This is a genomic window from Micromonospora sp. R311 (assembly GCF_056780015.1).
In genome coordinates this window covers 14197-37206 of sequence record NZ_JBSWCE010000002.1, presented here as the reverse complement: position 1 = coordinate 37206, position 23010 = coordinate 14197, and the positions used below count along the sequence as shown (strand labels likewise).

The following is a 23010-nucleotide window of genomic DNA, read 5'->3' as shown; positions in this document are numbered from 1 at the left end:
GTCCCGGCGGTCCGCCGCCCGCCGGCGGCAAGGAACCCCCCGGCCGGTCCTTTGCTCTGCTTCAACCCACGCAGCGAAAGTCGGTGCCAAGCGTTGCGTGGGTTGAAGCAGTGCAAAGGGGGTCCAACAGGCGTCGCCGGCGGCGGCGACGCGTGCGACAGACGGCGGAGCGCGAAGTTTTCCTTCGCTTCAGCCGGTAGGTATTGAAACTTCTATTCACGGTCCGGTTGACTGTCGTCCATGCGTACCCGCAGACGATCCGCCCGGCTCGCCGGCGTCCTGCTGTTGACGCCGCTGATCACCATGGCCGGCCCCGTGCCGGCGAGCGCCGGGGCGCCCGCCGCCCCGGCCACCGACCACTTCGCCACCGCAGCCGAGGACGCGCCCCGCGCCTCCTCCCACCCTTCGAACTTTGTGACGCTGGCCGGCGACCCGGCCGCGAGCACGGCGACCGCCGCGGTGCCGACCGGCGTCGAGCCGGCCGGCGGCCTGGAGACCGCGAAGACCACCCGCCCGGTCGCGCCGGGTCTGGAGCTCACCTCCTTCGACCGGTACGACGCGGACGGCTGGTTGCGAGCCGACGCGCTCACCGCCGACCTGACCGGCGACGTCACCGTCGACTACGTCAACTCCGGCGTGGTCAGTCGCGCCGAGCCGCTGCGCGGGGCGGTGGACGCCTCCCGCGCGGTCGCCGCGGTCAACGGGGACTTCTTCGACATCAACAACTCCGGCGCGGCCCAGGGCGTCGGCATCCAGGGCGGCAAGCTGGTCCAGTCCGCGGTCAGCGGGCACCGCAACGCCGTGGCGATCACCACCGAGGGGCTCGGCCGGGTGATCGAGGTGAACTTCGACGGCACCGCCACGCTGCCCACCGGGCCGGTGACGCTGACCCAGTTCAACAACATGGTCCAGGCCAACGGCGTCGGCGTGTTCACCGCGCTCTGGGGGTCGTACACCCGGGAGCGCGCGGTCGCCGGAGCCGCTCGGGTCACCGAGGTCGCGGTGGTCGACGGCCGGGTGGCGAGCGTGAGCACGACCGCCGGCAGCGGACCGATCCCGGCCGGCACCACCGTGCTGCTCGGCCGCGAGGCCGGCGCCGACGCGCTCGCCGGGCTGCGCCCCGGCGACCCGGTGGAGGTGGCCTACCAGCCGAAGCCCGCCGACGGCAGCACCCTGCACGCGGCGGTCGGCGGTGGCAACGTGCTGGTCCGCGACGGCGTGGTGCAGAGCATCGCCGACGCGTCGCTGGCGCCGCGGACCGCGGTCGGGTTCTCCGCCGACGGCCGCCGCATGATCATGCTCACCGTGGACGGCCGGCAGGTCGACAGCCGTGGCGTCACGCAGACCGAGATGGGCCGGATGATGGCCGAACTCGGCGCGCACCACGCGCTGAACCTCGACGGCGGCGGCTCGTCCACCCTGCTCGCCCGGGAGCCCGGTGCGGCCACCGTGCAGGTCGCGAACAGCCCCTCGGACGGCACCGAGCGCGCCGTGCCCAACGGCCTCGCCCTCTACGCGCCCAAGGGCAGCGGCCGGCTCACCGGCTACTGGCTGGAGACCGCCAGCGACCCGACCAGCGCGCCGGGCGTCTCTCCGGTGCGCGGCGGCCGCCCCGACCGGGTCTTCCCCGGCCTCACCCGGCGGCTCACCGCCGCCGGCCACGACGAGACGTACGGCCCGGCGGCCGGCACGCCGAAGTGGCGGGCCAACCCGGCGGTGCACGGCATCGTCGACGCCGACGGCCGCTTCCGGGCCGGCCTGCCCGGACGCACCACGGTCACCGCGTGGCGCGACGAGGCCAGCGGCACCCTCGACCTGACCGTGCTCGGGCCGCTGGCCCGGCTCGACTCCACCGTGGAGCGTGTCGGGCTGACCGGCTCGGGCGGCACCGCGCTGTTCGGGGTGGTCGGCTACGACGCCGAGGGCAACACCGCCCCGATCGAGCCCGCCGACCTGCGCCTCGAGTACGACCGCGAGCTGCTGAAGATCACCCCGACCGCGGACGGCAACCTCTCCGTCGCCGCGCTGCGCGACACCGGCTCGGCCCTGGTCACCGTCCACGTCGGCCGGAGCAGCACGGTCGTGCCGGTCACCGTCGGGCTGACCGACGTGCCGGTGGCCACCTTCGACGACGCGGCGTCCTGGCGGTTCAGCCAGGCCCGGGCCAGCGGCGCCGTCGCCCCGGCGCCCGGCCACACCGGCACCGGCCTGCGGATGTCGTACGACTTCAGCCAGTCCACCGGCACCCGGGCCGCGTACGCGGACCCGCCGGCCTGGATCCCGGTCGCCGGCCAGCCGCAGGCGTTCGGCATGTGGATCCACGGCAACGGCACCGGCGAGTGGCCGAGCCTGCACCTGCACGACGCGCAGGACACCCAGCACGTGCTGCGCGGCCCGTACATCACCTGGACCGGCTGGCGGTACGTCGAGTTCACCGTGCCGGCCGGGGTGCAGTACCCGGTGCGGATCCGCCGGTTCTACGTGGCGGAGACCAACGCCGCCGCGCAGTACCGGAGCGAGGTGGTCATCGACGACCTGGTGGCCAAGGTGCCGCCGACGGTCGACGTGCCGGCCGAGGCGCCGCGTACCGACCGGGTGGTGCTGCGCGACGGCACCGTGGACGGCGCGCCGTGGCGGTTCGCGGTGATGTCCGACGCGCAGTTCGTGGCCGCCGACCCGGACAGCGACCTGGTCGCCCAGGCCCGCCGTACGCTGCGCGAGGTCAAGGCGGCCCGGCCGGACTTCCTGGTGATCAACGGCGACTTCGTCGACACCGCGTACCCGGCGGACTTCGCGCTGGCGAAGCGGGTGCTGGACGAGGAACTCGGCGGGGAACTGCCGTACTACTACGTGCCCGGCAACCACGAGATCATGGGCGCCCCGATCAGCAACTTCCGGGCCGTCTTCGGCGACACCGAGCGGACCTTCGACCACAAGGGCACCCGGTTCGTCACGCTGAACTCGTCGACCGGGTCGCTGCGGGGCGGCGGCTTCGACCAGGTGCGGATGCTGCGCGAGGCGCTGGACTCGGCCGCCGGCGACCCGGCCGTCGGCTCGGTGGTCGTGCTGCACCACCACCCGCCGCGCGACCCGAGCCCGGCCAAGGCCAGCCAGCTCGGCGACCGGAAGGAGGCGGCGCTGCTGGAGCAGTGGCTGGCCGACTTCCAGCACCGCACCGGCAAGGGGGCGCTCTTCGTCGGCGGGCACGTCGGCACCTTCCACGCCGACCGGGTCGACGGGGTGCCGTACGTGATCAACGGCAACTCGGGCAAGAACCCGTCCACCCCGGCCGACCAGGGCGGGTTCACCGGCTGGACGGAGTTCGGGGTGGACCCGGTGAGCCTGGCGGAGGCCGACCGGGCCCGCCGTGACCCGCTCGCCGAGGGGCCGCGCTGGGTGGCCGCCGAGACGCACGCGCACGTCGACCAGCTCGCGCTGGCGGCGCCGGCGAGCGTCGAGGTCGGCGCCCCGGCGACCGTCACGGCCACGCTCGCCCAGCCGGGCGGGCGTACGGTGCCGGTGGCCGCGCCGGTGAGCGCGGACTGGTCCGCCTCACCGAACCTGCACGTCGGCTCGGCGGCCGGGCTGAGGCCCTGGCACGTGGCCCGCTTCGACCCGGCCACCGGGCGGCTCACCGCGCTGCGCCCGGGCGCCCAGGTCACCCTCGCCGTCGAGGTCAACGGCGAACGGGCCCAGGCGAGCATCGCCCTGACCGCGGCGACGGCGGCGGAGGCGCCCGCCGCCTGACCGCGCCGGTGGGCTCCCCGCGGACCGCGGGGAGCCCACCGGGGTCAGAAGTCGCCCTCGGCCACCTGGAAGACGGTCAGACCGAGGGCGCGCCACATCCGCACCACCTGCTGGCGGTCGTCGAAGACGCCGACCACCCGGTAGCGGTTCCTGACCTCACGTTCGTAGATCTCCCGCTTGACGACCGAGTCCTTCCGCGAGTCGCCGACGGCCCGCAGGTGCAGGTCCAGGTACGGCACCCCTACGTGCCGCTCCAGCCAGGCCTCGGTGTCGGCCCGGGCCGAGGCGTCCCGGCCGGAGCAGAAGACCACCCCGTAGCCGGCGGCGTTCATCGCCCGCACCGCCGCGATCACCGCCGGGTTGGGTTCGTCCTCGCCCACCCGGGTCATGTCGTACGGGCTGCGCGAGACGTTCAGCGCCACCGTGCCGTCGATGTCCACCAGCACGATCTCCGGCGCCCCGGCCGACGGCTCGTGCACCCGGGCCGGCCGTCCGGTACGGGCCTGCGGCACCGGCAGCGGCAGGGTGCGCCCCACCAGGTAGCGCTCGTGCAGCCGGCGGATCCACTCCTCGCCGACCCGGTCCGCCTCCGGCCGCGCCGCGTCCCGGCGCAGGCACTCCTCCAGCGGCACGTCGGTGAAGTCGTGTACCTCGAACTCGGCCCCGCACCGGGCGGCCAGGTCGGCCAGCTCCCGCAGCGTGCGGGAGCGCAGGTTGGTGTCGTCCACGCAGACGTCGGCCCGGGCCCGCAGCAACGCCTCCACCTGGGCCCGTTGCACGACGGTCACCTGCGCCTCGGCCCACTGGGTGAAGAGCCGCTCGCCGTGCAGCATCCGGCGCAGGTCGTCCCGGTTCACCCGGACCACGGAGGGTTGCAGGGTGCGGGCGAAGGTGGTCTTGCCGGAGGCGGGCAGTCCCCGGGTCGCGATCAGGCGGGCCATCACTCACTCCGTGTCTGCTCGAACGGGCGGTCCGGGAGCCCGCGTCGGCCCGACTGCCGGCCGTGGGCGCCCGCGCGGCCACCGGACGTCGCGTACCCCGGGCGGGGCACGGGCGCGGCGGCGTGTGGGTGAATGCCCCGGCACGCGGCGGGAATGCGGACGGGGAGGCCGGCGTTGTCGATGCCGGACCCGCTGTGCGGCCCGATTGCCGGGTCGGCGTACGCCCATGGCACACTGGTCAATCGGCCACCGGTTCCGGTTCACGCCCGAGCCCGTCGCAGGGTGCGGCGGGCGGTGACGGCGACCCGGCGACCACCGACGAGAGGACCGAGGCGACATGAAGCCCAACATCCACCCGGAGTACGTGACCACCGACGTCACCTGCTCCTGCGGCAACACCTTCACGACCCGCAGCACCGCCAAGGGCGGCTCGATCCACGTCGAGACCTGCAGCGCCTGCCACCCGTTCTACACCGGCAAGCAGCGCGTGCTCGACACCGCCGGTCGGGTCGCGAAGTTCCAGCAGAAGTACGCCAAGGTTCAGGCCAAGAAGGGCAAGTAACCTCTCGTTCGGCGCCCGCGTCCGGTTTCCTGCCGGACGCGGGCGCCGTCCGTATGTCCCCCGGTCCGTCGCGTCGAAGGAGCAACCCCAGCATGAGCAGCGAGCGCCTGGCCGCCCTCCTCGACGAGTACGCCGAGCTGGAGAAGCGGCTGGCCGACCCGGCCATCCACGCCGACCAGGGCACCGCCCGCCGGGTCGGTCGGCGCTACGCCGAACTGGTGCCGCTGCACAAGGCCGCCGGCGAGCTGGAGCAGGCCCGGGCCGACCTGGCCGCCGCCCGCGAGCTGGCCGCCGAGGATCCCGCCTTCGCGACCGAGGCCGAGTCCATCGCGGCGTCCCTGCCGGCGCTGGAGGAGCGCCTCGCCGAGCTGCTGATCCCGCGTGACCCGCACGACGCCAAGGACGTGATCGTCGAGATCAAGGCCGGCGAGGGCGGTGAGGAGTCCGCGCTCTTCGCCGGTGACCTGCTGCGGATGTACACCCGGTACGCCGAGCGGCGCGGCTGGCTGACCGAGGTGATCGACGCCCAGGACTCCGACCTCGGCGGGGTGAAGGACGTCTCGCTGGCGATCAAGACCAAGGGCGTGCCCGAGGGCGGCAACGGGGTCTGGTCGCGGCTGAAGTGGGAGGGCGGCGTGCACCGGGTGCAGCGCGTCCCGGTCACCGAGTCGCAGGGCCGGATCCACACCAGCGCGGCCGGCGTGCTGGTGCTGCCGGAGGCCGAGGACGTCGACGTCACCATCGACCCGAACGAGCTGCGGATCGACGTGTTCCGCTCGTCCGGCCCGGGCGGGCAGTCGGTGAACACCACCGACTCGGCGGTGCGGATCACCCACCTGCCGAGCGGGATCGTGGTCTCCTGCCAGAACGAGAAGTCCCAGTTGCAGAACCGCGAGCAGGCGATGCGGATCCTGCGCGCCCGGCTGCTGGCGGCGGCCCAGGAGCAGGCCGACGCGGCCGCCTCGGACGCCCGCAAGGCCCAGGTGCGCACCGTGGACCGCTCGGAGCGGATCCGCACCTACAACTTCCCGCAGAACCGGATCACCGACCACCGGATCGGCTACACCGCGTACAACCTCGACCTGGCCCTGGCCGGCGACCTGGACGGCGTGCTGGACGCCCTGGCCGAGGCGGACCGCGCCGCCCGCCTGGCCGGCGACAGCGAACTCACCCGCCGCTGACCGCTCCCGCCCGCCCGGCTCAGGAGGCGCGGGGGCGGGTCTTGGCCCGGAGCATCTCCCGGTCGGCGATCTCGAAGGCGGTGCTCAGCGCGTCGCGCAGCCCGGCGCCCGCGCCGGAGACCTCGGCGAACCCGATGCTCACCCCGACCGGGGTGCCCGGCACCAGCGACTCCCAGTCCTCGGTGCGCACTGCGGCCTCGATCCGGCGGGCCACCTCGGCGGCCTCGGTCATCCCGGTGCCCGGCAGCACCACCACGAACTCGTCGCCGCCGTAGCGGGCCACGAAGTCACCCCGGCGCATCACCCGGTTGATCACCCCGGCGACGCGTTGCAGCACCAGGTCGCCGGAGTGGTGCCCGTGCCGGGTGTTGACCGCCTTGAAGCCGTCCAGGTCGCAGACGCCGATCACCACCTGCTCGCCGCGGGCGACCACGGCGGCGATGTAGCGCTCCAGGCGGCGGCGGTTGGGCAGCCCGGTCAGCGGGTCGGTCAGCGCCTCACCCTCGTAGCGGGCCGCCTCGCGGCGCATCTCCTCGTGGTCGATCCGGGCGGCGATGCCGTCGATGTAGACGTCCCGGAGCCGGTCGTTGCGCTGCGCGGCGAGCCGGAACGCCAGCCGGTCGGCCCGGTGCGCTGCCGCGTGGTCACCGGCCCGGGACAGCGCGATGCTGCGCAGCCGGGCCGGCTCGGCCGCGCCGAGCGTCTCGCTGGAGACCCGGACCGTCTCCAGCCGGCTGACCGCCTCGATCGGCCGGCCCTCGGCGATGGCCAGGCAGACCTGGCCGAGCTCGCGCATGTCGCGGGCGCGGGCGCTGTCCCCGCCGTGGCCGAGCAGCCGGGCCGGGGCGGCGTCGCCGCCCACCTCCAGCCGGTCGCCCAGCGACGCCTGGCGGGCGGCGGCGTAGCCGTAGGCGGCGAGGCTGCTCGGGCGCAGCCGCCCGGCCCGCCCGCTGCGGACGAACCGGCCGAGGTCGGCGGCGACGTCGCGGAGCACCCGCAGGCAACCGTCGCTGTCACCGTTGTGGTCCAGCGCCACCGCGTTGCGCAGCCGGATGCCCGGCGCGGCGAAGGTCTCCTCGGGGATCCCGGCGCCCTGCCCGAGCTGCCGGGCCCGCTCGATGGCGCCGAGGGCGTAGCCGTGGAAGCTGAGGTAGGAGTAGGCCATCGCCAGGTCGTGCCAGCCCCAGGCGGTGTCCCGGTCGGGGTCCTCCACCGCGGTCAGCGCCCGGGCGGCCTTGACCAGGTGGGTGACGCAGCGGTCCAGCGCGCCCTGGTGGTGGGCGGCGAGCGCGGCCAGCGCGTTCAGGTGCCCGTGCAGGTAGGGCTCGGCGAGGTCGCGGACGGCACCGGAGGCCTCCTCGATGGCCCGGGTGAACTCCGCGGTGCGACCGAGATTGATCAGCGCGGAGAGCCGCTGCACGAGCGCGTCGGCCCGGGCGTACGGATCGCTGGTGGTGCGGATGACCCTGTCGACCAGGGTGTACGCCTCGGCGGACCGGCTCGCCTCCTGCAACGCCCGGGACTGCCTCAGGGCGTCAACCTGGTCTGTGACCCGGTCGAGCCAGCCCACCCGCGACCTCCTGTCGGTGTGCGCCCGCACGCACCCGCTCGTGATGTGAACCGCGACGCTTCATGATTATGTCGTGACCACCGTGCCGCAACACCCGTCCGAAGGGACGAACCGGGAGCGCCCGTCCGTGGCGGTGGCCCGGGCGGCCCGCGTCCTGGCCGACGCCGGCATCGAGGCGGCCCGCGCCGAGGCCGAGCTGCTGGCCGCGTACGTGCTGGACGTGCCGCGCGGCCGGCTGGCCCTGGCGGACGGGTTCACCCCGGCCGAGCATGAGCGGTACGCCGCGCTGGTCGCCCGCCGGGCGGACCGGGAGCCGTTGCAGCACCTCACCGGCCGGGCCGCCTTCCGGCACCTGGAGCTGGCCGTCGGCCCCGGCGTGTTCGTGCCCCGGCCGGAGACCGAGCTGCTCGCCGGCTGGGGCGTCGAGCAGGGCGGACGGATGGCCGATCCGCTGGTGGTGGACCTGTGCAGCGGCTCCGGCGCGATCGCGCTCGCGGTGGCCCAGGAGCTGCCGTCGGCCCGGGTGCTGGCGGTGGAGAGCTCGCCGGCGGCGCTGCCCTGGCTGCGCCGCAACGCGGCCGAGCGGGCCGCGGCGGGGGACCGGCCGATCGAGGTCATCGAGGCGGACGTCACCGCGCCGGACCTGCTGGCCGAGCTGGCCGGCCGGGTGGACGTGCTGCTCTGCAACCCGCCGTACGTGCCGGCCGCGGTGGCGGTGCCGCCCGAGGTGGCCCGGCACGATCCGGCGACCGCGGTCTTCGGCGGGCCGGACGGGCTGGCGGTGATCCGCCCGGTGGTGGCCCGGGCGGCGGTGCTGCTGCGGCCGGGCGGGGCGCTCGGAGTCGAGCACGACGACACGCACGGCCGGGTGGTGCCGGAGCTGCTCGCCGCGGACGGCCGGTACGCCGCCGTCGCCGACCATCCGGACCTGGCCGGCCGCCCCCGGTTCGCCACCGCGTCCCGGCGGGCGGACGGTCGGCACCGGTTCGCCGGCGCGGCGTGGCAGACTGGCTCCTCGTGATGCTCTACGACTGCCGGTCGCCCGCCGACCGGGACCGCGGCATCGCTGCGGCCATCGAGGCGGTCAAGAACGGCGAACTGGTCGTCCTGCCGACGGACACGGTCTACGGGATCGGCGCGGACGCGTTCACCCCGTACGCGGTCAAGGCGCTGCTCGACGCCAAGGGCCGGGGCCGGCAGATGCCGCCCCCGGTGCTGATCGGCTCCCGGCAGACCCTCGACGGGCTGGTCCTCTCGCTGCCCCGGGCGGCCCGGGATCTGGTCGAGGCGTTCTGGCCGGGTGCGCTGACCATCGTGGTCGAGCACTCGCCGAGCCTGCAGTGGGACCTCGGGGACAAGACCGGCACGGTGGCGGTGCGGATGCCGCTGCACCCGGTGGCCCTGGAGGTGCTGCGGGAGACCGGCCCGATGGCGGTCTCGTCGGCGAACAAGACCGGCCAGCCGGCCGCGGTCACCGCCGAGGAGGCGCGCGACCAGCTCGGCTACTCGGTGCGCGCGTACCTGGAGGCCGGGCCGTGCCCGGACCCGGTGCCGAGCACGATCGTGGACCTCACCGGCGAGGTGCCGCAGCTCCTGCGGCTGGGCGCCATCCCGCTGGAGAAGCTCCGCGACGTGGTGCCGGACATCGTCGAGAGCCAGGTGGCCTGAGTGCCCCCGTTCACCGTGCTGCACGTCTGCATGGGCAACATCTGCCGGTCGCCGATGGCCGAGCGGCTGCTCGCCCTCGCCGTCCGGGAGCGGCTGTCCCGGCGCGGGCTGGACCCGGCCGGCGCCGAGGAGCTGCTGCACAGCCACAGCGCCGGCACCGGCGGCTGGCACGCGGGCGAGGAGATGAATCCGCCGGCGGCCCGCCAGGTGACCACCCGGGGCGGCAGCGTCGATGGGTTCGCCGCCCGCAAGCTCCGCTCGGACCACATCGACGCGGCCGACCTGGTCCTCACCGCCACCGCCGACCAGCAGGAGTACGTGGTGGCGCTGCGCCCGGACGCCGCCGCGCGCACCTTCGTGCTGGGGGAGTTCGGCCGGCTGCTGGCCGCGGTGGACGCCGCCGCGCTGCCGCCGGCCGAGGCCACCGGCGAGGCGGTGCACGCCCGCGGCGTGGCCCTGGTGGCGGCGGCCGACGCGGCCCGCCAGGGCACCACCCCGCTGCCCACGGACGACCTGGACGACCCGTGGGGCCGGGGCGACCAGTGCTTCAGCCGGGTCGCCGACGAGATCGAGGAGACCGTGCACCCGCTGGCGGCGGCGCTGCTGCCCTGAGCCGGTCGGTCGGCGGCCCGTCGGCATCGCGCGGGCGGCTGCCGGCGTGTCCGTCGGCGCGCGCCGTGTCCGCCTCGCGAATTTCCTGCGGGTTTGCCGAAAGCCGGGGGCGAAAGGGGTGTTTCGGGTCATTCTGAACGGGTCCTAGCGCGATCCGGCTCCTGCGGGGAGAGCTGATGACCCGGGCCCATCTGCACCGACTGCTGACCGTCCTGATCGCCGGCGTGCTGGCCGGACTGGCGCTGGCGGCGGCGGCCCTGCCGGCCGCGCTGGTGTTCGGGGTCGGGTTCTCGGCGCTCGCCGCGCCGTACGCGGAGCTGCCGAACACGCTGCGCACCCCGCCCACCGCCCAGCGGTCGAACCTGTACGCCAACGACGGCACCACCCTGATCACCTCCTTCTACCAGGAGGACCGGGTGGACGTGCCGCTGGCGGAGGTGGCCCCGGTGATGCGCCAGGCGATCGTCGCCGCCGAGGACGAACGGTTCCACGAGCACAGCGGGGTCGACCTGCGCGGTGTGGTCCGGGCCTTCACCGTCAACCGTGGGGCCGGCGAGACCCGGCAGGGCGCCTCCACGCTGACCATGCAGTACGTCCGCAACGTGCTGAGCAGCGATCCCCGGCTCAGCGAGGCGCAGCGCGCCGCGGCCACCGAGGTGACCACCGCGCGCAAGATCCAGGAGATGCGGTACGCGCTGGCGCTGGAGCGGGAGCTGAGCAAGGACGAGATCCTCGCCCGCTACCTGAACATCGCGTACTTCGGCGCCGGGGCGTACGGGGTGGCGGCCGCCAGCAAGCGCTACTTCTCCAAGGCGCCGGTCGACCTCACCCTCGGCGAGGCGGCCCTGCTGGCCGGACTGGTCCGCTCGCCGCACAGCGACGACCCGATCAACGGGGACGCGGACAGCGCGCTGCGCCGCCGGGCGTACGTGCTGGACCGGCTGGTGGAGTCGGGTCAGGTGCCGCCCGCCGAGGCCGCCCGTGCCGCGGCCGAGCCGCTGAAGCTGCGCCCCAGCGAGACGCCGAACGACTGCACGGCGGTGCCCGAGGGGCACAACGACTGGGGCTTCTTCTGCGACTGGTTCACCCGGTGGTGGAACGCCCAGCCGGCGTTCGGCGCGAGCGTGGACGAGCGGCAGCGCACCCTGCGCCGGGGCGGCTTCTCGATCGTCTCCTCGCTCGACCCGGCCGTGCAGCGCGCCACCGTCGAGCAGGTGCGCCGGATCTACCGGGTGGACGACCGCCGGGCGATGCCGACCGCCGTGGTGCAGCCGGGCACCGGCCGGGTCCTCGCGATGGCGGTGAACCGCGTTTACAGCGTCGACGCCAACCCGCCCGGGCAGAAGAACCACCCGAACACGGTCAACCAGCTCGTCGCCGGCGGCGGGGCGATCGAGGGCTACCAGGCCGGCTCGACCTTCAAGCTCTTCGCCCTGCTGGCCGCCCTGGAGTCCGGGCTGCCGCTGCGGACCGAGTTCGACTCGCCGGACCGGTTCGTCACCCGCTACCCGGTCTCCGGCGAGGCGAGCTGCGACGGCTACTGGTGCCCGGAGAACGCCAGCTCGTCGGTGGCGGGCCGGCACGACATGTGGACCGCCTTCGGCGATTCGGTGAACACCTACTTCGCCTGGCTGACCGAGCGGGTCGGCGCGGACCGGGTGGTGGAGATGGCCGAGCGGCTCGGCATCGTGCTGCGGGCCGAGGACGACGCCCGGCTCGCCCGCCACGGCGCCCGCAACTGGGGGCCGTTCACCCTCGGCGTGGCCGCGACCACCCCGCTCGACCTGGCCGGCGCGTACGCCACGGTGGCGGCCGAGGGGACCTGGTGCGCACCGCTGCCGGTCACCTCGATCACCGACGCCGCCGGCCGCCCGATCGAGGCGGCCCGGCCGGACTGCCGCCAGGTGCTCGACACCGACGTGGCCCGCGCGGCGGCGGACGCGGCCCGCTGCCCGGTCGGCGACCAGTCCATGTACAACCGCTGCGACGGCGGCACCGCCAGCCGGCTGCGGGAGCGGGTGGGCCGGCCGGTGGCCGGCAAGACGGGCAGCTCCGAGCGGTACGCGACGGAGACCGTGGTGGCCTTCACCCCGCAGCTGGCGGTGGCCGCGATCGCCACCAACCCGGACGACCCCCGGGACGCGGTGGGCCGGGCGGTGCAGGACCGGATGGTGGTGGCGGTGGGCGAGCTGATGTCGTTCGCCCTGCGCGACGAGCCGGTGCGGGACTTCGTACCGCCGAGCGAGGTGACCGCCTTGCAGGTCACCGGGGCGCGGACCGGGAACTGACCGCACCGGTCAGCTGCTCGGCGCCCCGGGCGATGTTGCGGGCCATCCCGCCGAAGACCACCGCGTGGAACGGGGCCACCCCGCCCCAGTACGCGTGCCCGGTCAGGCCGTGCGGCAGGAAGACGGCCCGCTGGTGGTAGCGGCTGTGCCCGTTGTCGGCCGGCAGCACCCGCATCTCCAGCCAGGCCCGGCCGGGCAGCCGCATCTCGGCGCGCAGCCGCAGCAGCTCGCCGGGGACGATTTCCTCCACCCGCCAGAAGTCCAGCGCCTCGCCGACCTGGAGCCGGTGCGGGTCGCGCCGGCCCCGGCGCAGCCCGACCCCGCCGACCAGCCGGTCCAGCCAGCCCCGGATCGACCAGGCGAGCGGGAAGGAGTACCAGCCGTGCTCCCCGCCGACCCCCTCGATCACCCGCCAGAGCGCCTCCGGTGGCGCGGCCACCGCCCGTTCCCGCACGTCGGTGTACGTCGTGCCGCCGGACCACTTCGGGTCGCTGGGCAGCGGTTCGGCCGGCGCGTCCGGGCCGCTCGCGTTCGACCACCGGGTCTCCACGGCGGCGTCGCGGACCTTGACCAGTGCCAGCTGCACCGCCCGGTCGAAGCCGGTCAGCCCCTCCGGCGGGTCCGGGACGTACCGGGCGATGTCGTGCTCGCGCGCGACCGCCTCGTGCACCAGGCTCTCCACCAGCGGCCGGGCGATCGCGTTCGGCACCGGGGTGATCAGGCCGACCCAGAGCGAGGAGAGCGACGGGGTCAGCGGCCGGACCGGCAGGACCAGCCGCCGGGGCAGCCGGGCCACCCGGGCGTAGCGCTGCATCATGTCCTGGAAGGTGAGCACGTCCGGCCCGCCGATGTCGAAGGCCCGGTTGACCTCCGGCGGCAGGTCCGCGCAACCGACCAGGTAGCGCAGCACGTCGCGGACCGCGATCGGCTGGATCCGGTTGCGCACCCAGCGCGGGGTGACCATCACCGGCAGCCGCTCGGTCAGGTGGCGCAGCATCTCGAACGACGCCGACCCGGAGCCGATGATCACCGCGGCCCGCAGCACCGCGGTCGGCACCCCGCTGTCCAGCAGGATCCGCCCCACCTCGGCGCGGGAGCGCAGGTGCGCCGAGGGGACCGAGCGGTCGGCGGCCGGCTCCGGGCCGCCCAGGTAGACGATCCGGCGCACCCCCGCGGCGCGGGCCGCCGTCGCGAAGTTCTCCGCGGCCTCCCGGTCGGCCGCTTCGAAACCGGCCTGGCCGAGCGAGTGCACCAGGTAGTACGCGACCTCCACGCCGGCGAACGCGGCCGGCAGCGTCTCCGGCTTGCGCAGGTCGCCCTCGGCGATCTCGACCCGGCTCGCCCACGGCACGTCGCGCAGCCGGCCGGCCTTGCGGGCCAGGCAGCGTACGGCGTGCCCGTCGGTCAGCAGCCGGGGCACGAGGCGCCCGCCGATGTAACCCGTCGCTCCGGTGACCAGGCATCTCACGGCTTCCAGTCTGCGGCCCAATAGACTCTGGCGCTGTGGACACCGCGAGGAGCACCTTTTGGGGGCCGGATTTCGACCAGCTCCGGGCCACCGACCCGGAGATCGCCGGGGTGGTGCTCGGTGAGCTGGACCGGCTCCGTGGCGGCCTCCAGCTGATCGCCAGCGAGAACCTCACCTCGCCGGCCGTGCTGGCCGCGCTCGGCTCGACGCTCACCAACAAGTACGCCGAGGGCTACCCGGGCCGGCGCTACTACGGCGGCTGCGCCGAGGTGGACCGGGCCGAGGAGATCGGCATCGCCCGGGCCAAGGACCTCTTCGGCGCGGAGCACGCCAACCTCCAGCCGCACTCCGGGGCGAGCGCCAACCTGGCCGCGTACGCGGCACTGGTGCAGCCGGGCGACACGGTGCTCGCCATGGACCTGCCGCACGGCGGGCACCTGACCCACGGCAGCCGGGTGAACTTCTCCGGCAAGTGGTTCGCCACGGTCGGGTACACCGTCCGGCGGGACACCGAGCTGATCGACTACGACGAGGTGCGGGACCTCGCCCTGGCGCACCGGCCCAAGATGATCATCTGTGGGGCGACCGCCTACCCGCGGCTGATCGACTTCGCCCGGTTCCGCGAGATCGCCGACGAGGTCGGCGCGTACCTCATGGTGGACGCCGCGCACTTCATCGGCCTGGTCGCCGGCCGGGCCATCCCCTCCCCGGTGCCGTACGCCGACGTGGTCTGCTGCACCACCCACAAGGTGCTGCGCGGGCCGCGCGGCGGCATGATCCTGTGCCGGGAGTCGCTGGCCCAGCGGATCGACAAGGCGGTCTTCCCGTTCACCCAGGGCGGCCCGCTGATGCACGCCGTCGCGGCCAAGGCCGTCGCGCTGCGCGAGGCCGCCCAGCCCGGGTTCCAGACGTACGCGGCCCAGGTGGTGGCCAACGCGCAGGCGCTGGCCGGCGGCCTGGCCGCCGAGGGCATGCGCCCGGTCTCCGGGGGCACCGACACCCATCTCGCCCTGATCGACCTGACCGGGGTGGGGGTGACCGGCGCGGACGCCGAGGCGCGCTGCGACGCGGCCGGCGTCACGCTGAACAAGAACGCCATCCCGTACGACCCGCAGAAGCCGATGGTGGCCTCCGGCATCCGGGTCGGCACGCCCAGCGTCACCACCCAGGGCATGCGGGAGGGGGAGATGCGCCGGATCGCCGGGCTGATCGCGCGGGCGGTGCGCACCGACCCGGCCGCCCCGGGCGGGGCCGACGCGCTGGCCGGGATCGCCTCCGAGGTGACCGAGCTGGTCACCGCCTTCCCGGCGTACCCCCGTGGCTGAGCCCGGGGTGCGCGAGCCGGCGCCGACCGCGTCGGCCGACCGGCGGTGGCGGTTGCGTCACCTGCCGGTGCTGCTGGCCGCGAGTGCCCTGCTGACCGCGCTGGCCGCGCTGGCCGGCGCGGTCACCGGCGGCACCCCGGCGGCGCTCGGCGCGGCGGCCGGGGTGGGCGTCACGGTGGCCAGCTACACGCTGACCACCCTGGTGCTGGCCTGGGCCGACTCGGTGAACCCGCAGCTCGTGCTCCCCTTCGGACTCGGCCTCTACGCGGCCAAGTTCACCCTCCTGGGGGTGGTGATGGTGGCCGTGGCGTCCACCGGCTGGCCCGGCCTGATCCCGCTCTGCCTGGGCATCGCCGCCGGGGTGGTGGTCTGGACCGGCGTGCACATCTGGTGGCTCACCGCCGTGCACGTGCGCGGGGCCCGCTGACCGCGGGAATCCCACACCTCGGGCGGCGCGGAAATGTGTCCGCCATCGGTCATTCTCAGGTCGCTCGAAGGGGAGTAGCGTGCCCACAGATGCGCCTGCCCGCCCGAGGCCCACACAACCACGGTTGTGCGGGGGGTGAGGCACAGCCTCGTCTTCCCGACTGATATCGTTCGCCCCGTCATGGCTGGTGACCAAACCCCCCGACCCAGCGGCGACCGGGACGATGTTCCGTCCGGCGCCGGCCAGGGTTGGACCGCGCTCAGCTACCTGATCGCGGGCATGCTCGTGTGGGGCTTCATCGGCTGGCTGGTCGACCAGTGGCTCGACTCCGGGGGCGTCGCCACCGGGATCGGCGTCGTGCTCGGCATGGCCGGGGGGATCGTCCTGGTCATCCGCAAGCTCGGCACGCCTACTTAGGAAGGGACGCGGTGTTCGGACAGGCGAACGTCCTGGCACAGGGCGAGGCAGCATTCCCACCCAGCGTGGAGGACTTCTACCTGCCCAGCATCCTCCCCTGGGGTGCGGAGAACTCCTACTGGTTCACCAAGATCACGGCGATGGTCTGGCTGGCCGTCGGCATCCTGATCATCTTCTTCCTGGCCAGCTACCGGAAGCCGCAGCTGGTGCCGACGAAGAAGCAGTGGTTCGCCGAGTCGATCTACGGCTTCGTGCGCAACAACATCGCGGTCGACATGATCGGGCACGCGGGGGTGCGGTTCGCGCCGTACTTCACCACGCTGTTCTGCTTCATCCTGCTGACCAACTTCTTCGCCATCCTGCCGGGCTTGCAGATCTCGCCGAACTCGCACATCGCCTTCCCGGCGATCCTCGCGGTGATCAGCTACGTGCTCTTCATCTACGCGGGCATCCGGCACCACGGTGCCGGCAAGTTCTTCAAGAACTCCCTCATCCCGCCGGCGCCCTGGTACATCCTGCCGCTGCTGATCCCGATCGAGTTCTTCTCGACCTTCCTCGTCCGGCCGTTCTCGCTGGCCGTCCGTCTCTTCGCGAACATGTTCGCCGGCCACATGCTCCTGCTGGTCTTCACGCTCGGCGGCTTCGCGATGCTCAACGCCAACGCCTGGCTGGCGCCGGTCTCGGTGCTGTCCTGGGTGATGACCATCGCGCTCACCTTCCTCGAGTTCCTGGTGATCGTCCTGCAGGCCTACGTCTTCACCGTGCTCACGGCCAGCTACGTACAGGGCGCGCTCGCCGAGGAACACTGACGCACTTCGCACCAACCGTTGTCGTCCCGCGTGACCGTCACGCGTGATAACCAGGAGGAACCCACTAATGGACATCTACGCCGCGGTAGAGGGCAGCACCGCCGCCATCGGCTACGGTCTCGCGGCCATCGGCCCGGGCATCGGTGTCGGCCTGGTCTTCGCCGCCTACATCCAGTCGACGGCCCGCCAGCCGGAGTCGTCCCGGATGACCCTGCCGTACGTCTGGATCGGCTTCGCCGTCATCGAGGCGCTCGCGCTGCTGGGCATCGCCTTCGGCTTCATCTGGGCTGGCAACTGATCCCGCCCTTCGACCGGGAGGTTTCCCATGTTCCTGCTCGCCGCTGAGGGTGGTGAGTCGACCCACAACCCGATCGTCCCGCTCTGGCAGGAGCTCGTGGTTGGCACGGTCGCCTTCGCCGTGCTCTGCTTCGTGCTGATGAAGTTCGTCTTCCCTCGCATGGAGCAGACGTTCCAGGCTCGGGTCGACGCGATCGAGGGCGGCATCAAGCGGGCCGAGGCCGCCCAGGCCGAGGCCAACCAGCTCCTCGAGCAGTACCGCGCGCAGCTCGCCGAGGCGCGCACCGACGCCGCCAAGATCCGGGACGACGCCCGGGCCGACGCCGAGGGCATCCGGCAGGACATCCTCGCCAAGGCGCGGGAGGAGTCCGACCGGATCATCGCGGCCGGCAAGGAGCAGCTCGCCGCCGAGCGGGCCACCATCGTGCGCGAGCTGCGCACCGAGGTCGGCACGATCGCGGTCGACCTGGCCAGCAAGATCGTCGGTGAGTCGCTCGCCGACGAGGCGCGTCGCAAGGGCACCGTGGACCGGTTCCTGAGCGGTCTCGAGAGCGCGGGGGCCCGCTGATGCAGGCCGCCAGCCGGGAGTCGTACCAGGCCGCGGCGGAGCACCTGGAGACGTACGTCCGCGGCGCGGAGCCGCTGGCGGTGGCCAACGCCGCCGCCGGCATCCTCTCCGTCGCCGCCCTGCTGCGGCGCGAGCCGCGGCTGCGCCGGGCGCTCTCCGAGCCGGCACGGTCCGGCGCGGACCGGGCCGGCCTGCTCGGCGACATGCTGCGCGGCAAGATCGACGCGGAGGCGCTGGACCTGCTCGCCACGCTGGTTTCCGGCCGGTGGTCGGCGCCGTCGGAACTGCTCGACGGCGCCGAGCGGCTCGGCGTGGAGGCGCTGCTCGCCAGCGCCGACTCGGCCGGCGACCTCGGGGAGGTCGAGGACGAGTTGTTCCGCTTCGGTCAGGTGGTCGCCGGTCAGTCGGCGCTCTCCAACGCGCTGGCCGACCCGGTGGCTCCGATCGAGCGGCGGGCCGCCCTGGCCCGTGAACTGCTCGCCGGCAAGGCCCACCCGGTCACCGTCCGCCTCGTCGAGGCGGCGCTGGGCGGGTTCGGGGGACGCTCCTTCACCGGGGCGCTCACCCGGCTGGTCGAGCTCGCCGCCGACCGGCGGGACCGGCAGGTGGCGTACGTGACCGTCGCGGCCCTGTTGAGTGACGAGGAGGAGCGCCGACTGGGCGCCAGCCTCTCCGCGATATACGGTCGGGAGGTATCCGTCAAGCAGACGGTGAACCCCGAAGTTCTCGGTGGCGTGAGCGTGCGGGTCGGCTCCGACCTGTACGACGGCACCGTCCTGCGCCGCCTCAACGAGAGCCGCAACGCGCTCGCGAAGCGCTGACCGGCACAGCCGCCCAGCGCCCTGAATAGACGCCATTCGGACCGGTCGGTACTAGGTATCCCGGGCCCCTGATACTTAAGGAAGCAGAGGATGGCCGAGCTGACCATCTCGACGGAGGAGATCCGCGGCGCCCTGGAGCGCTACGTCTCCTCCTACACGTCCGACGTCTCCCGCGAGGAGGTCGGCACCGTCGCCGACACCGGCGACGGCATCGCCCACGTCGAGGGCCTCCCCTCGACCAAGACCAACGAGCTGCTGGAGTTCGAGGACGGCACGCTCGGCGTGGCGCTGAACCTCGACGTCCGGGACATCGGCGTCGTCGTTCTCGGTGACTCCGCCAAGCTCGAGGAGGGGCAACGCGTCAAGCGCACCGACCGGGTGCTCTCCGTGCCGGTCGGCGACGCCTTCCTCGGCCGCGTGGTGAACGCGCTCGGCCAGCCGATCGACGGCCTGGGCGACATCGCTGACGAGGGCTACCGCGAGCTGGAGCTGCAGGCTCCGAACGTGATGGCCCGGCAGTCGGTGTTCGAGCCGCTGCAGACCGGCATCAAGGCCATCGACGCCATGACGCCGATCGGCCGTGGCCAGCGGCAGCTGATCATCGGTGACCGGAAGACCGGCAAGACCACGGTCGCTCTGGACGCCATCCTCAACCAGCGGGAGAACTGGCGCTCCGGCGACCCGAAGAAGCAGGTCCGCTGCATCTACGTCGCCATCGGCCAGAAGGCCTCCACGATCGCCTCGATCAAGGGCCAGCTGGAAGAGGCGGGCGCGATGGAGTACACCACCATCGTGGCTTCCCCGGCGTCGGACCCGGCCGGCTTCAAGTACATCGCCCCCTACACCGGCTCGTCCATCGGGCAGCACTGGATGTACGGCGGCAAGCACGTCCTGATCGTCTTCGACGACCTGAGCAAGCAGGCCGAGGCGTACCGCGCCGTGTCGCTGCTGCTGCGTCGCCCGCCGGGCCGCGAAGCCTACCCGGGTGACGTCTTCTACCTGCACTCCCGGCTGCTGGAGCGCTGCGCGAAGCTCTCCGACGAGCTGGGCGGCGGGTCGATGACCGGTCTGCCGATCATCGAGACGAAGGCCAACGACATCTCGGCCTTCATCCCGACCAACGTCATCTCGATCACCGACGGCCAGATCTTCCTCGAGACCGACCTGTTCAACCAGGGCGTCCGGCCGGCCATCAACGTCGGCACCTCGGTCTCCCGGGTCGGTGGCGCCGCGCAGGTGAAGCCGATGAAGAAGGTCGCCGGCTCGCTGCGGCTGAACCTGGCCCAGTACCGCGAGCTGGAGGCGTTCGCCGCCTTCGCCTCGGACCTGGACAAGGCGTCCCGCGCCCAGCTGGAGCGCGGCTCCCGCCTGGTCGAGCTGCTGAAGCAGCCGAACTACTCGCCGTACCCGGTGCAGGAGCAGGTCGTCTCGGTCTGGGCGGGCACCGAGGGCAAGCTGGACGACATCCCGGTGGGTGAGATCCGGCGGTTCGAGTCGGAGTTCCTGCAGTACCTGCGGCACAAGCACGAGGGCGTCCTCGCGGCCATCGCCGACAACAAGTGGGACGACGACATCATCGGCTCGCTGGACGCCGCCATCACGGAGTTCAAGCAGCTCTTCCTCGGCAAGGAGGAGGAGCGCCGGATCAACGAGGCGCCGGCCGCGCCGCTCGAGGGCGAGGAGAACCGCGAGACGGTGACCCGCTTCCGCGACGGCACGACCGACCGCCCGGTCGAGAACCAGTAAGGGCTGATTCATGGCGGCCCAGGTACGCGTTCTTCGTCAACGGATCCGCTCGGCGAAGTCGATGAAGAAGATCACCAAGGCGATGGAGCTCGTGGCGACGAGCCGGATCGCCAAGGCCCAGGCCCGGGTGGAGGCGTCCCTGCCGTACGCCCAGGCCATCACCAACGTGCTCACGGCGCTGGCGTCCAACGCGCGGATCGACCACCCGCTGCTGACCCCGCGTCCGCGGGTGCGGCGGGCCGGCGTCCTGCTGGTCACCAGTGACCGGGGCCTGGCCGGCGGCTACAGCACCAACGCGATCAAGACCGCCGAGTCGCTGATCGCCCGGCTGAAGGCCGACGGCAAGGAGCCGGTGCTCTACGTCATCGGGCGCAAGGGCGTCACGTTCTACCGGTTCCGCAACCGGCCGATCGAGGCGAACTGGACCGGCTTCAGCGAGCAGCCGTCGTTCGCCGACGCCCGCGAGGTGGGCGAGACGCTGATCAAGGCGTTCTCGGCCGGCGCGGACGACGTCGACGGCGGCACCGGGCCGGACGGGGTGCTCGGGATCGACGAGCTGCACATCGTCTACACCGAGTTCAAGTCCCTGATGACCCAGACCCCGGTCGCGAAGATCATCGGCCCGATGCAGGTCGAGGACCGCCCGCGGTCCGAGGGCCTGCTCCCGGCGTACGAGTTCGAGCCGGAGGCGGACGCGCTGCTCGACGCGCTGCTGCCGAGGTACATCAACACGCGGATCTACGCGGCGTTGATCGAGTCTGCGGCGAGCGAGTCGGCGGCCCGGCGGCGGGCGATGAAGAGCGCCACCGACAACGCCGAAGAGATGATCGAGAAGTACACGCGCGAGATGAACACGGCCCGCCAGGCCGGGATCACCCAGGAGATCAGCGAGATCGTCGGCGGCGCGAACGCGCTGGCCGCGTCGGGAAGTGAAGTGTGATGACTGCCCCAGTAGAGACCAAGACGGCCACCGGTCGCGTGGTCCGGGTCATCGGCCCGGTCGTCGACGCCGAGTTCCCGCGCGACGCCATGCCGGCCCTGTTCAACGCCCTGAACGTCGACGTGAACCTGTCCGGCGGCGAGAAGACGCTGACCCTGGAGGTCGCCCAGCACCTGGGTGACAACATGGTCCGCGCGATCTCGATGCAGCCGACGGACGGCCTGGTCCGCGGCGCGGAGGTGCGTGACCGCGGCGAGCCGATCACCGTGCCGGTGGGCGACGCGGTCAAGGGTCACGTGTTCAACGCGATCGGCGAGTGCCTCAACCTCACCGAGGGCGAGACCATCCAGGCCGACGACCGGTGGGGCATCCACCGCAAGGCCCCGGCCTTCGCCGACCTGGAGCCGAAGACCGAGATGCTGGAGACCGGCATCAAGGTCATCGACCTGCTCGCCCCGTACGTCAAGGGCGGCAAGATCGGCCTGTTCGGCGGCGCCGGCGTGGGCAAGACGGTGCTCATCCAGGAGATGATCACCCGCGTGGCCCGCAACTTCGGTGGTACGTCGGTCTTCGCCGGCGTGGGGGAGCGGACCCGTGAGGGCAACGACCTCATCGCCGAGATGACCGAGTCCGGCGTCATCGACAAGACCGCGCTGGTCTACGGCCAGATGGACGAGCCGCCGGGCACCCGGCTCCGGGTCGCCCTCTCCGCGCTGACCATGGCGGAGTACTTCCGGGACGTGAAGAAGCAGGAGGTGCTGCTCTTCATCGACAACATCTTCCGCTTCACCCAGGCCGGCTCCGAGGTCTCCACCCTGCTCGGCCGGATGCCGAGCGCGGTGGGCTACCAGCCGACCCTGGCCGACGAGATGGGCGAGCTCCAGGAGCGGATCACCTCCGTCCGGGGCCAGGCCATCACCTCGATGCAGGCGATCTACGTGCCGGCGGACGACTACACCGACCCCGCCCCGGCCACCACGTTCGCCCACCTCGACGCGACCACCAACCTGGAGCGGTCGATCTCCGACAAGGGCATCTACCCGGCCGTGGACCCGCTGGCGTCCTCGTCCCGGATCCTCGCCCCGGAGTTCGTCGGCCAGGAGCACTTCCAGGTCGCCACCGAGGTGAAGCGGATCCTGCAGCGCTACAAGGACCTGCAGGACATCATCGCCATCCTCGGCATCGAGGAGCTCTCGGAGGAGGACAAGGTCACGGTCGGCCGGGCCCGCCGGATCGAGCGCTTCCTCTCGCAGAACACCTACGCGGCCGAGCAGTTCACCGGCGTGCCGGGCTCGACGGTCCCGATCAAGGAGACCATCGAGGCGTTCCGCAAGATCAGCGAGGGCGAGTACGACCACTTCCCCGAGCAGGCCTTCTTCATGTGCGGTGGTCTGGAGGACCTGGAGCGCAAGGCGAAGGAACTGATGGCGGAGGGCTGAGCCGCCCCGAACGTCACACAAAAGGTCGCCCCGGCAACGCCGGGGCGACCTTTTGTTCATCTTCACGCCCTACCATTGCCGCTGGCCGGTTTCCTGTGGTCGGCGATCACGCCGGGTGCGAGGTACCGTCGATCCGCGCGCTCAGCCCCCGATGAGCGCTGATCCTTGCAACCATTCGGCTGCG

20 protein-coding genes are annotated in these 23010 nt (G+C 73.0%); 17 read left to right on the top strand and 3 right to left on the bottom strand.

What is annotated here, in order from left to right; translation table 11 throughout:
* Window positions 1-240: 240 nt before the first annotated feature.
* Window positions 241-3747, top strand: a complete 3507-nt coding sequence (locus tag AC1WTP_RS01550; RefSeq protein ID WP_481647448.1) for a phosphodiester glycosidase family protein — start codon at window positions 241-243, stop codon at window positions 3745-3747.
* A gap of 44 nt (window positions 3748-3791) precedes the next feature.
* On the opposite strand, the gene AC1WTP_RS01545 is transcribed toward AC1WTP_RS01550, so the two are convergent.
* A complete protein-coding gene (locus tag AC1WTP_RS01545) occupies window positions 3792-4688 on the bottom strand; it encodes a phosphatase domain-containing protein (RefSeq protein WP_481647447.1) in 897 nt (298 codons plus the stop codon).
* A gap of 337 nt (window positions 4689-5025) precedes the next feature.
* Between AC1WTP_RS01545 and rpmE the strand changes: the two genes are divergently transcribed.
* Both rpmE and prfA read left to right on the top strand, forming a co-directional pair.
* A complete protein-coding gene (gene rpmE / locus AC1WTP_RS01540) occupies window positions 5026-5250 on the top strand; it encodes a 50S ribosomal protein L31 (protein WP_109900196.1) in 225 nt (74 codons plus the stop codon).
* A 92-nt stretch (window positions 5251-5342) separates the two neighbouring features.
* Window positions 5343-6431, top strand: a complete 1089-nt coding sequence (prfA, locus tag AC1WTP_RS01535) for a peptide chain release factor 1 (RefSeq protein ID WP_481647446.1) — start codon at window positions 5343-5345, stop codon at window positions 6429-6431.
* 19 nt (window positions 6432-6450) lie between these two features.
* Here prfA and AC1WTP_RS01530 read toward each other — a convergent pair whose 3' ends face one another.
* A complete protein-coding gene (locus AC1WTP_RS01530; protein WP_481647445.1) occupies window positions 6451-8001 on the bottom strand; it encodes a GGDEF domain-containing protein in 1551 nt (516 codons plus the stop codon).
* A gap of 82 nt (window positions 8002-8083) precedes the next feature.
* Here AC1WTP_RS01530 and prmC point away from each other — a divergent pair, with 82 nt between their 5' ends.
* The 4 genes from prmC (at window position 8084) to AC1WTP_RS01510 (ending at window position 12569) form a co-directional block, all read left to right on the top strand.
* A complete protein-coding gene (prmC, locus tag AC1WTP_RS01525; protein WP_481647661.1) occupies window positions 8084-9022 on the top strand; it encodes a peptide chain release factor N(5)-glutamine methyltransferase in 939 nt (312 codons plus the stop codon).
* Complete coding sequence (locus AC1WTP_RS01520; RefSeq protein ID WP_481647660.1) at window positions 9022-9669, top strand: L-threonylcarbamoyladenylate synthase; 648 nt, start codon at window positions 9022-9024, stop codon at window positions 9667-9669. Before prmC ends, AC1WTP_RS01520 begins: the two co-directional genes overlap by 1 nt.
* Window positions 9670-10281: an arsenate reductase/protein-tyrosine-phosphatase family protein gene (locus tag AC1WTP_RS01515; protein ID WP_481647444.1), complete on the top strand. Its 612-nt coding sequence runs from the start codon at window positions 9670-9672 to the stop codon at window positions 10279-10281. It begins immediately after the preceding gene.
* 176 nt (window positions 10282-10457) lie between these two features.
* Window positions 10458-12569, top strand: a complete 2112-nt coding sequence (locus AC1WTP_RS01510; protein WP_481647443.1) for a transglycosylase domain-containing protein — start codon at window positions 10458-10460, stop codon at window positions 12567-12569.
* Here the strand turns inward: AC1WTP_RS01510 and AC1WTP_RS01505 are convergent.
* Complete coding sequence (locus tag AC1WTP_RS01505) at window positions 12544-14037, bottom strand: SDR family oxidoreductase (RefSeq protein ID WP_481647442.1); 1494 nt, start codon at window positions 14035-14037, stop codon at window positions 12544-12546. The two genes, AC1WTP_RS01510 and AC1WTP_RS01505, sit on opposite strands and share 26 nt — an antisense overlap.
* A gap of 35 nt (window positions 14038-14072) precedes the next feature.
* Between AC1WTP_RS01505 and AC1WTP_RS01500 the strand changes: the two genes are divergently transcribed.
* From AC1WTP_RS01500 to atpD, 10 genes are all read left to right on the top strand, one after another.
* Window positions 14073-15362, top strand: a complete 1290-nt coding sequence (locus AC1WTP_RS01500) for a serine hydroxymethyltransferase (RefSeq protein WP_481647441.1) — start codon at window positions 14073-14075, stop codon at window positions 15360-15362.
* Window positions 15355-15789, top strand: coding sequence for a hypothetical protein (locus tag AC1WTP_RS01495; protein ID WP_481647440.1), 435 nt, complete (start codon window positions 15355-15357; stop codon window positions 15787-15789). Before AC1WTP_RS01500 ends, AC1WTP_RS01495 begins: the two co-directional genes overlap by 8 nt.
* A 180-nt stretch (window positions 15790-15969) precedes the next feature.
* A complete protein-coding gene (locus tag AC1WTP_RS01490) occupies window positions 15970-16206 on the top strand; it encodes an AtpZ/AtpI family protein (protein ID WP_447138876.1) in 237 nt (78 codons plus the stop codon).
* A gap of 11 nt (window positions 16207-16217) precedes the next feature.
* Window positions 16218-17015 (top strand): F0F1 ATP synthase subunit A, encoded by a 798-nt coding sequence (atpB, locus tag AC1WTP_RS01485; protein ID WP_481647439.1) that lies wholly within the window; start codon window positions 16218-16220, stop codon window positions 17013-17015.
* A 67-nt stretch (window positions 17016-17082) separates the two neighbouring features.
* Window positions 17083-17313, top strand: coding sequence for an ATP synthase F0 subunit C (locus tag AC1WTP_RS01480; protein WP_363768919.1), 231 nt, complete (start codon window positions 17083-17085; stop codon window positions 17311-17313).
* A 27-nt stretch (window positions 17314-17340) separates the two neighbouring features.
* On the top strand, window positions 17341-17880 hold the full coding sequence (locus AC1WTP_RS01475; RefSeq protein ID WP_481647438.1) for a F0F1 ATP synthase subunit B: 540 nt from the start codon (window positions 17341-17343) through the stop codon (window positions 17878-17880).
* Window positions 17880-18701: a F0F1 ATP synthase subunit delta gene (locus tag AC1WTP_RS01470; RefSeq protein ID WP_481647437.1), complete on the top strand. Its 822-nt coding sequence runs from the start codon at window positions 17880-17882 to the stop codon at window positions 18699-18701. The genes AC1WTP_RS01475 and AC1WTP_RS01470 overlap by 1 nt, the downstream gene beginning before the upstream one ends.
* Window positions 18702-18791: 90 nt before the next feature.
* Window positions 18792-20447 (top strand): F0F1 ATP synthase subunit alpha, encoded by a 1656-nt coding sequence (gene atpA / locus AC1WTP_RS01465; RefSeq protein ID WP_481647436.1) that lies wholly within the window; start codon window positions 18792-18794, stop codon window positions 20445-20447.
* A 10-nt stretch (window positions 20448-20457) separates the two neighbouring features.
* The gene (locus AC1WTP_RS01460) at window positions 20458-21387 is read left to right on the top strand and encodes a F0F1 ATP synthase subunit gamma (protein WP_447138871.1); all 930 of its coding nucleotides are present in this window, start codon (window positions 20458-20460) and stop codon (window positions 21385-21387) included.
* Complete coding sequence (gene atpD / locus AC1WTP_RS01455) at window positions 21387-22826, top strand: F0F1 ATP synthase subunit beta (RefSeq protein WP_481647435.1); 1440 nt, start codon at window positions 21387-21389, stop codon at window positions 22824-22826. The genes AC1WTP_RS01460 and atpD overlap by 1 nt, the downstream gene beginning before the upstream one ends.
* Window positions 22827-23010 lie beyond the last annotated feature (184 nt).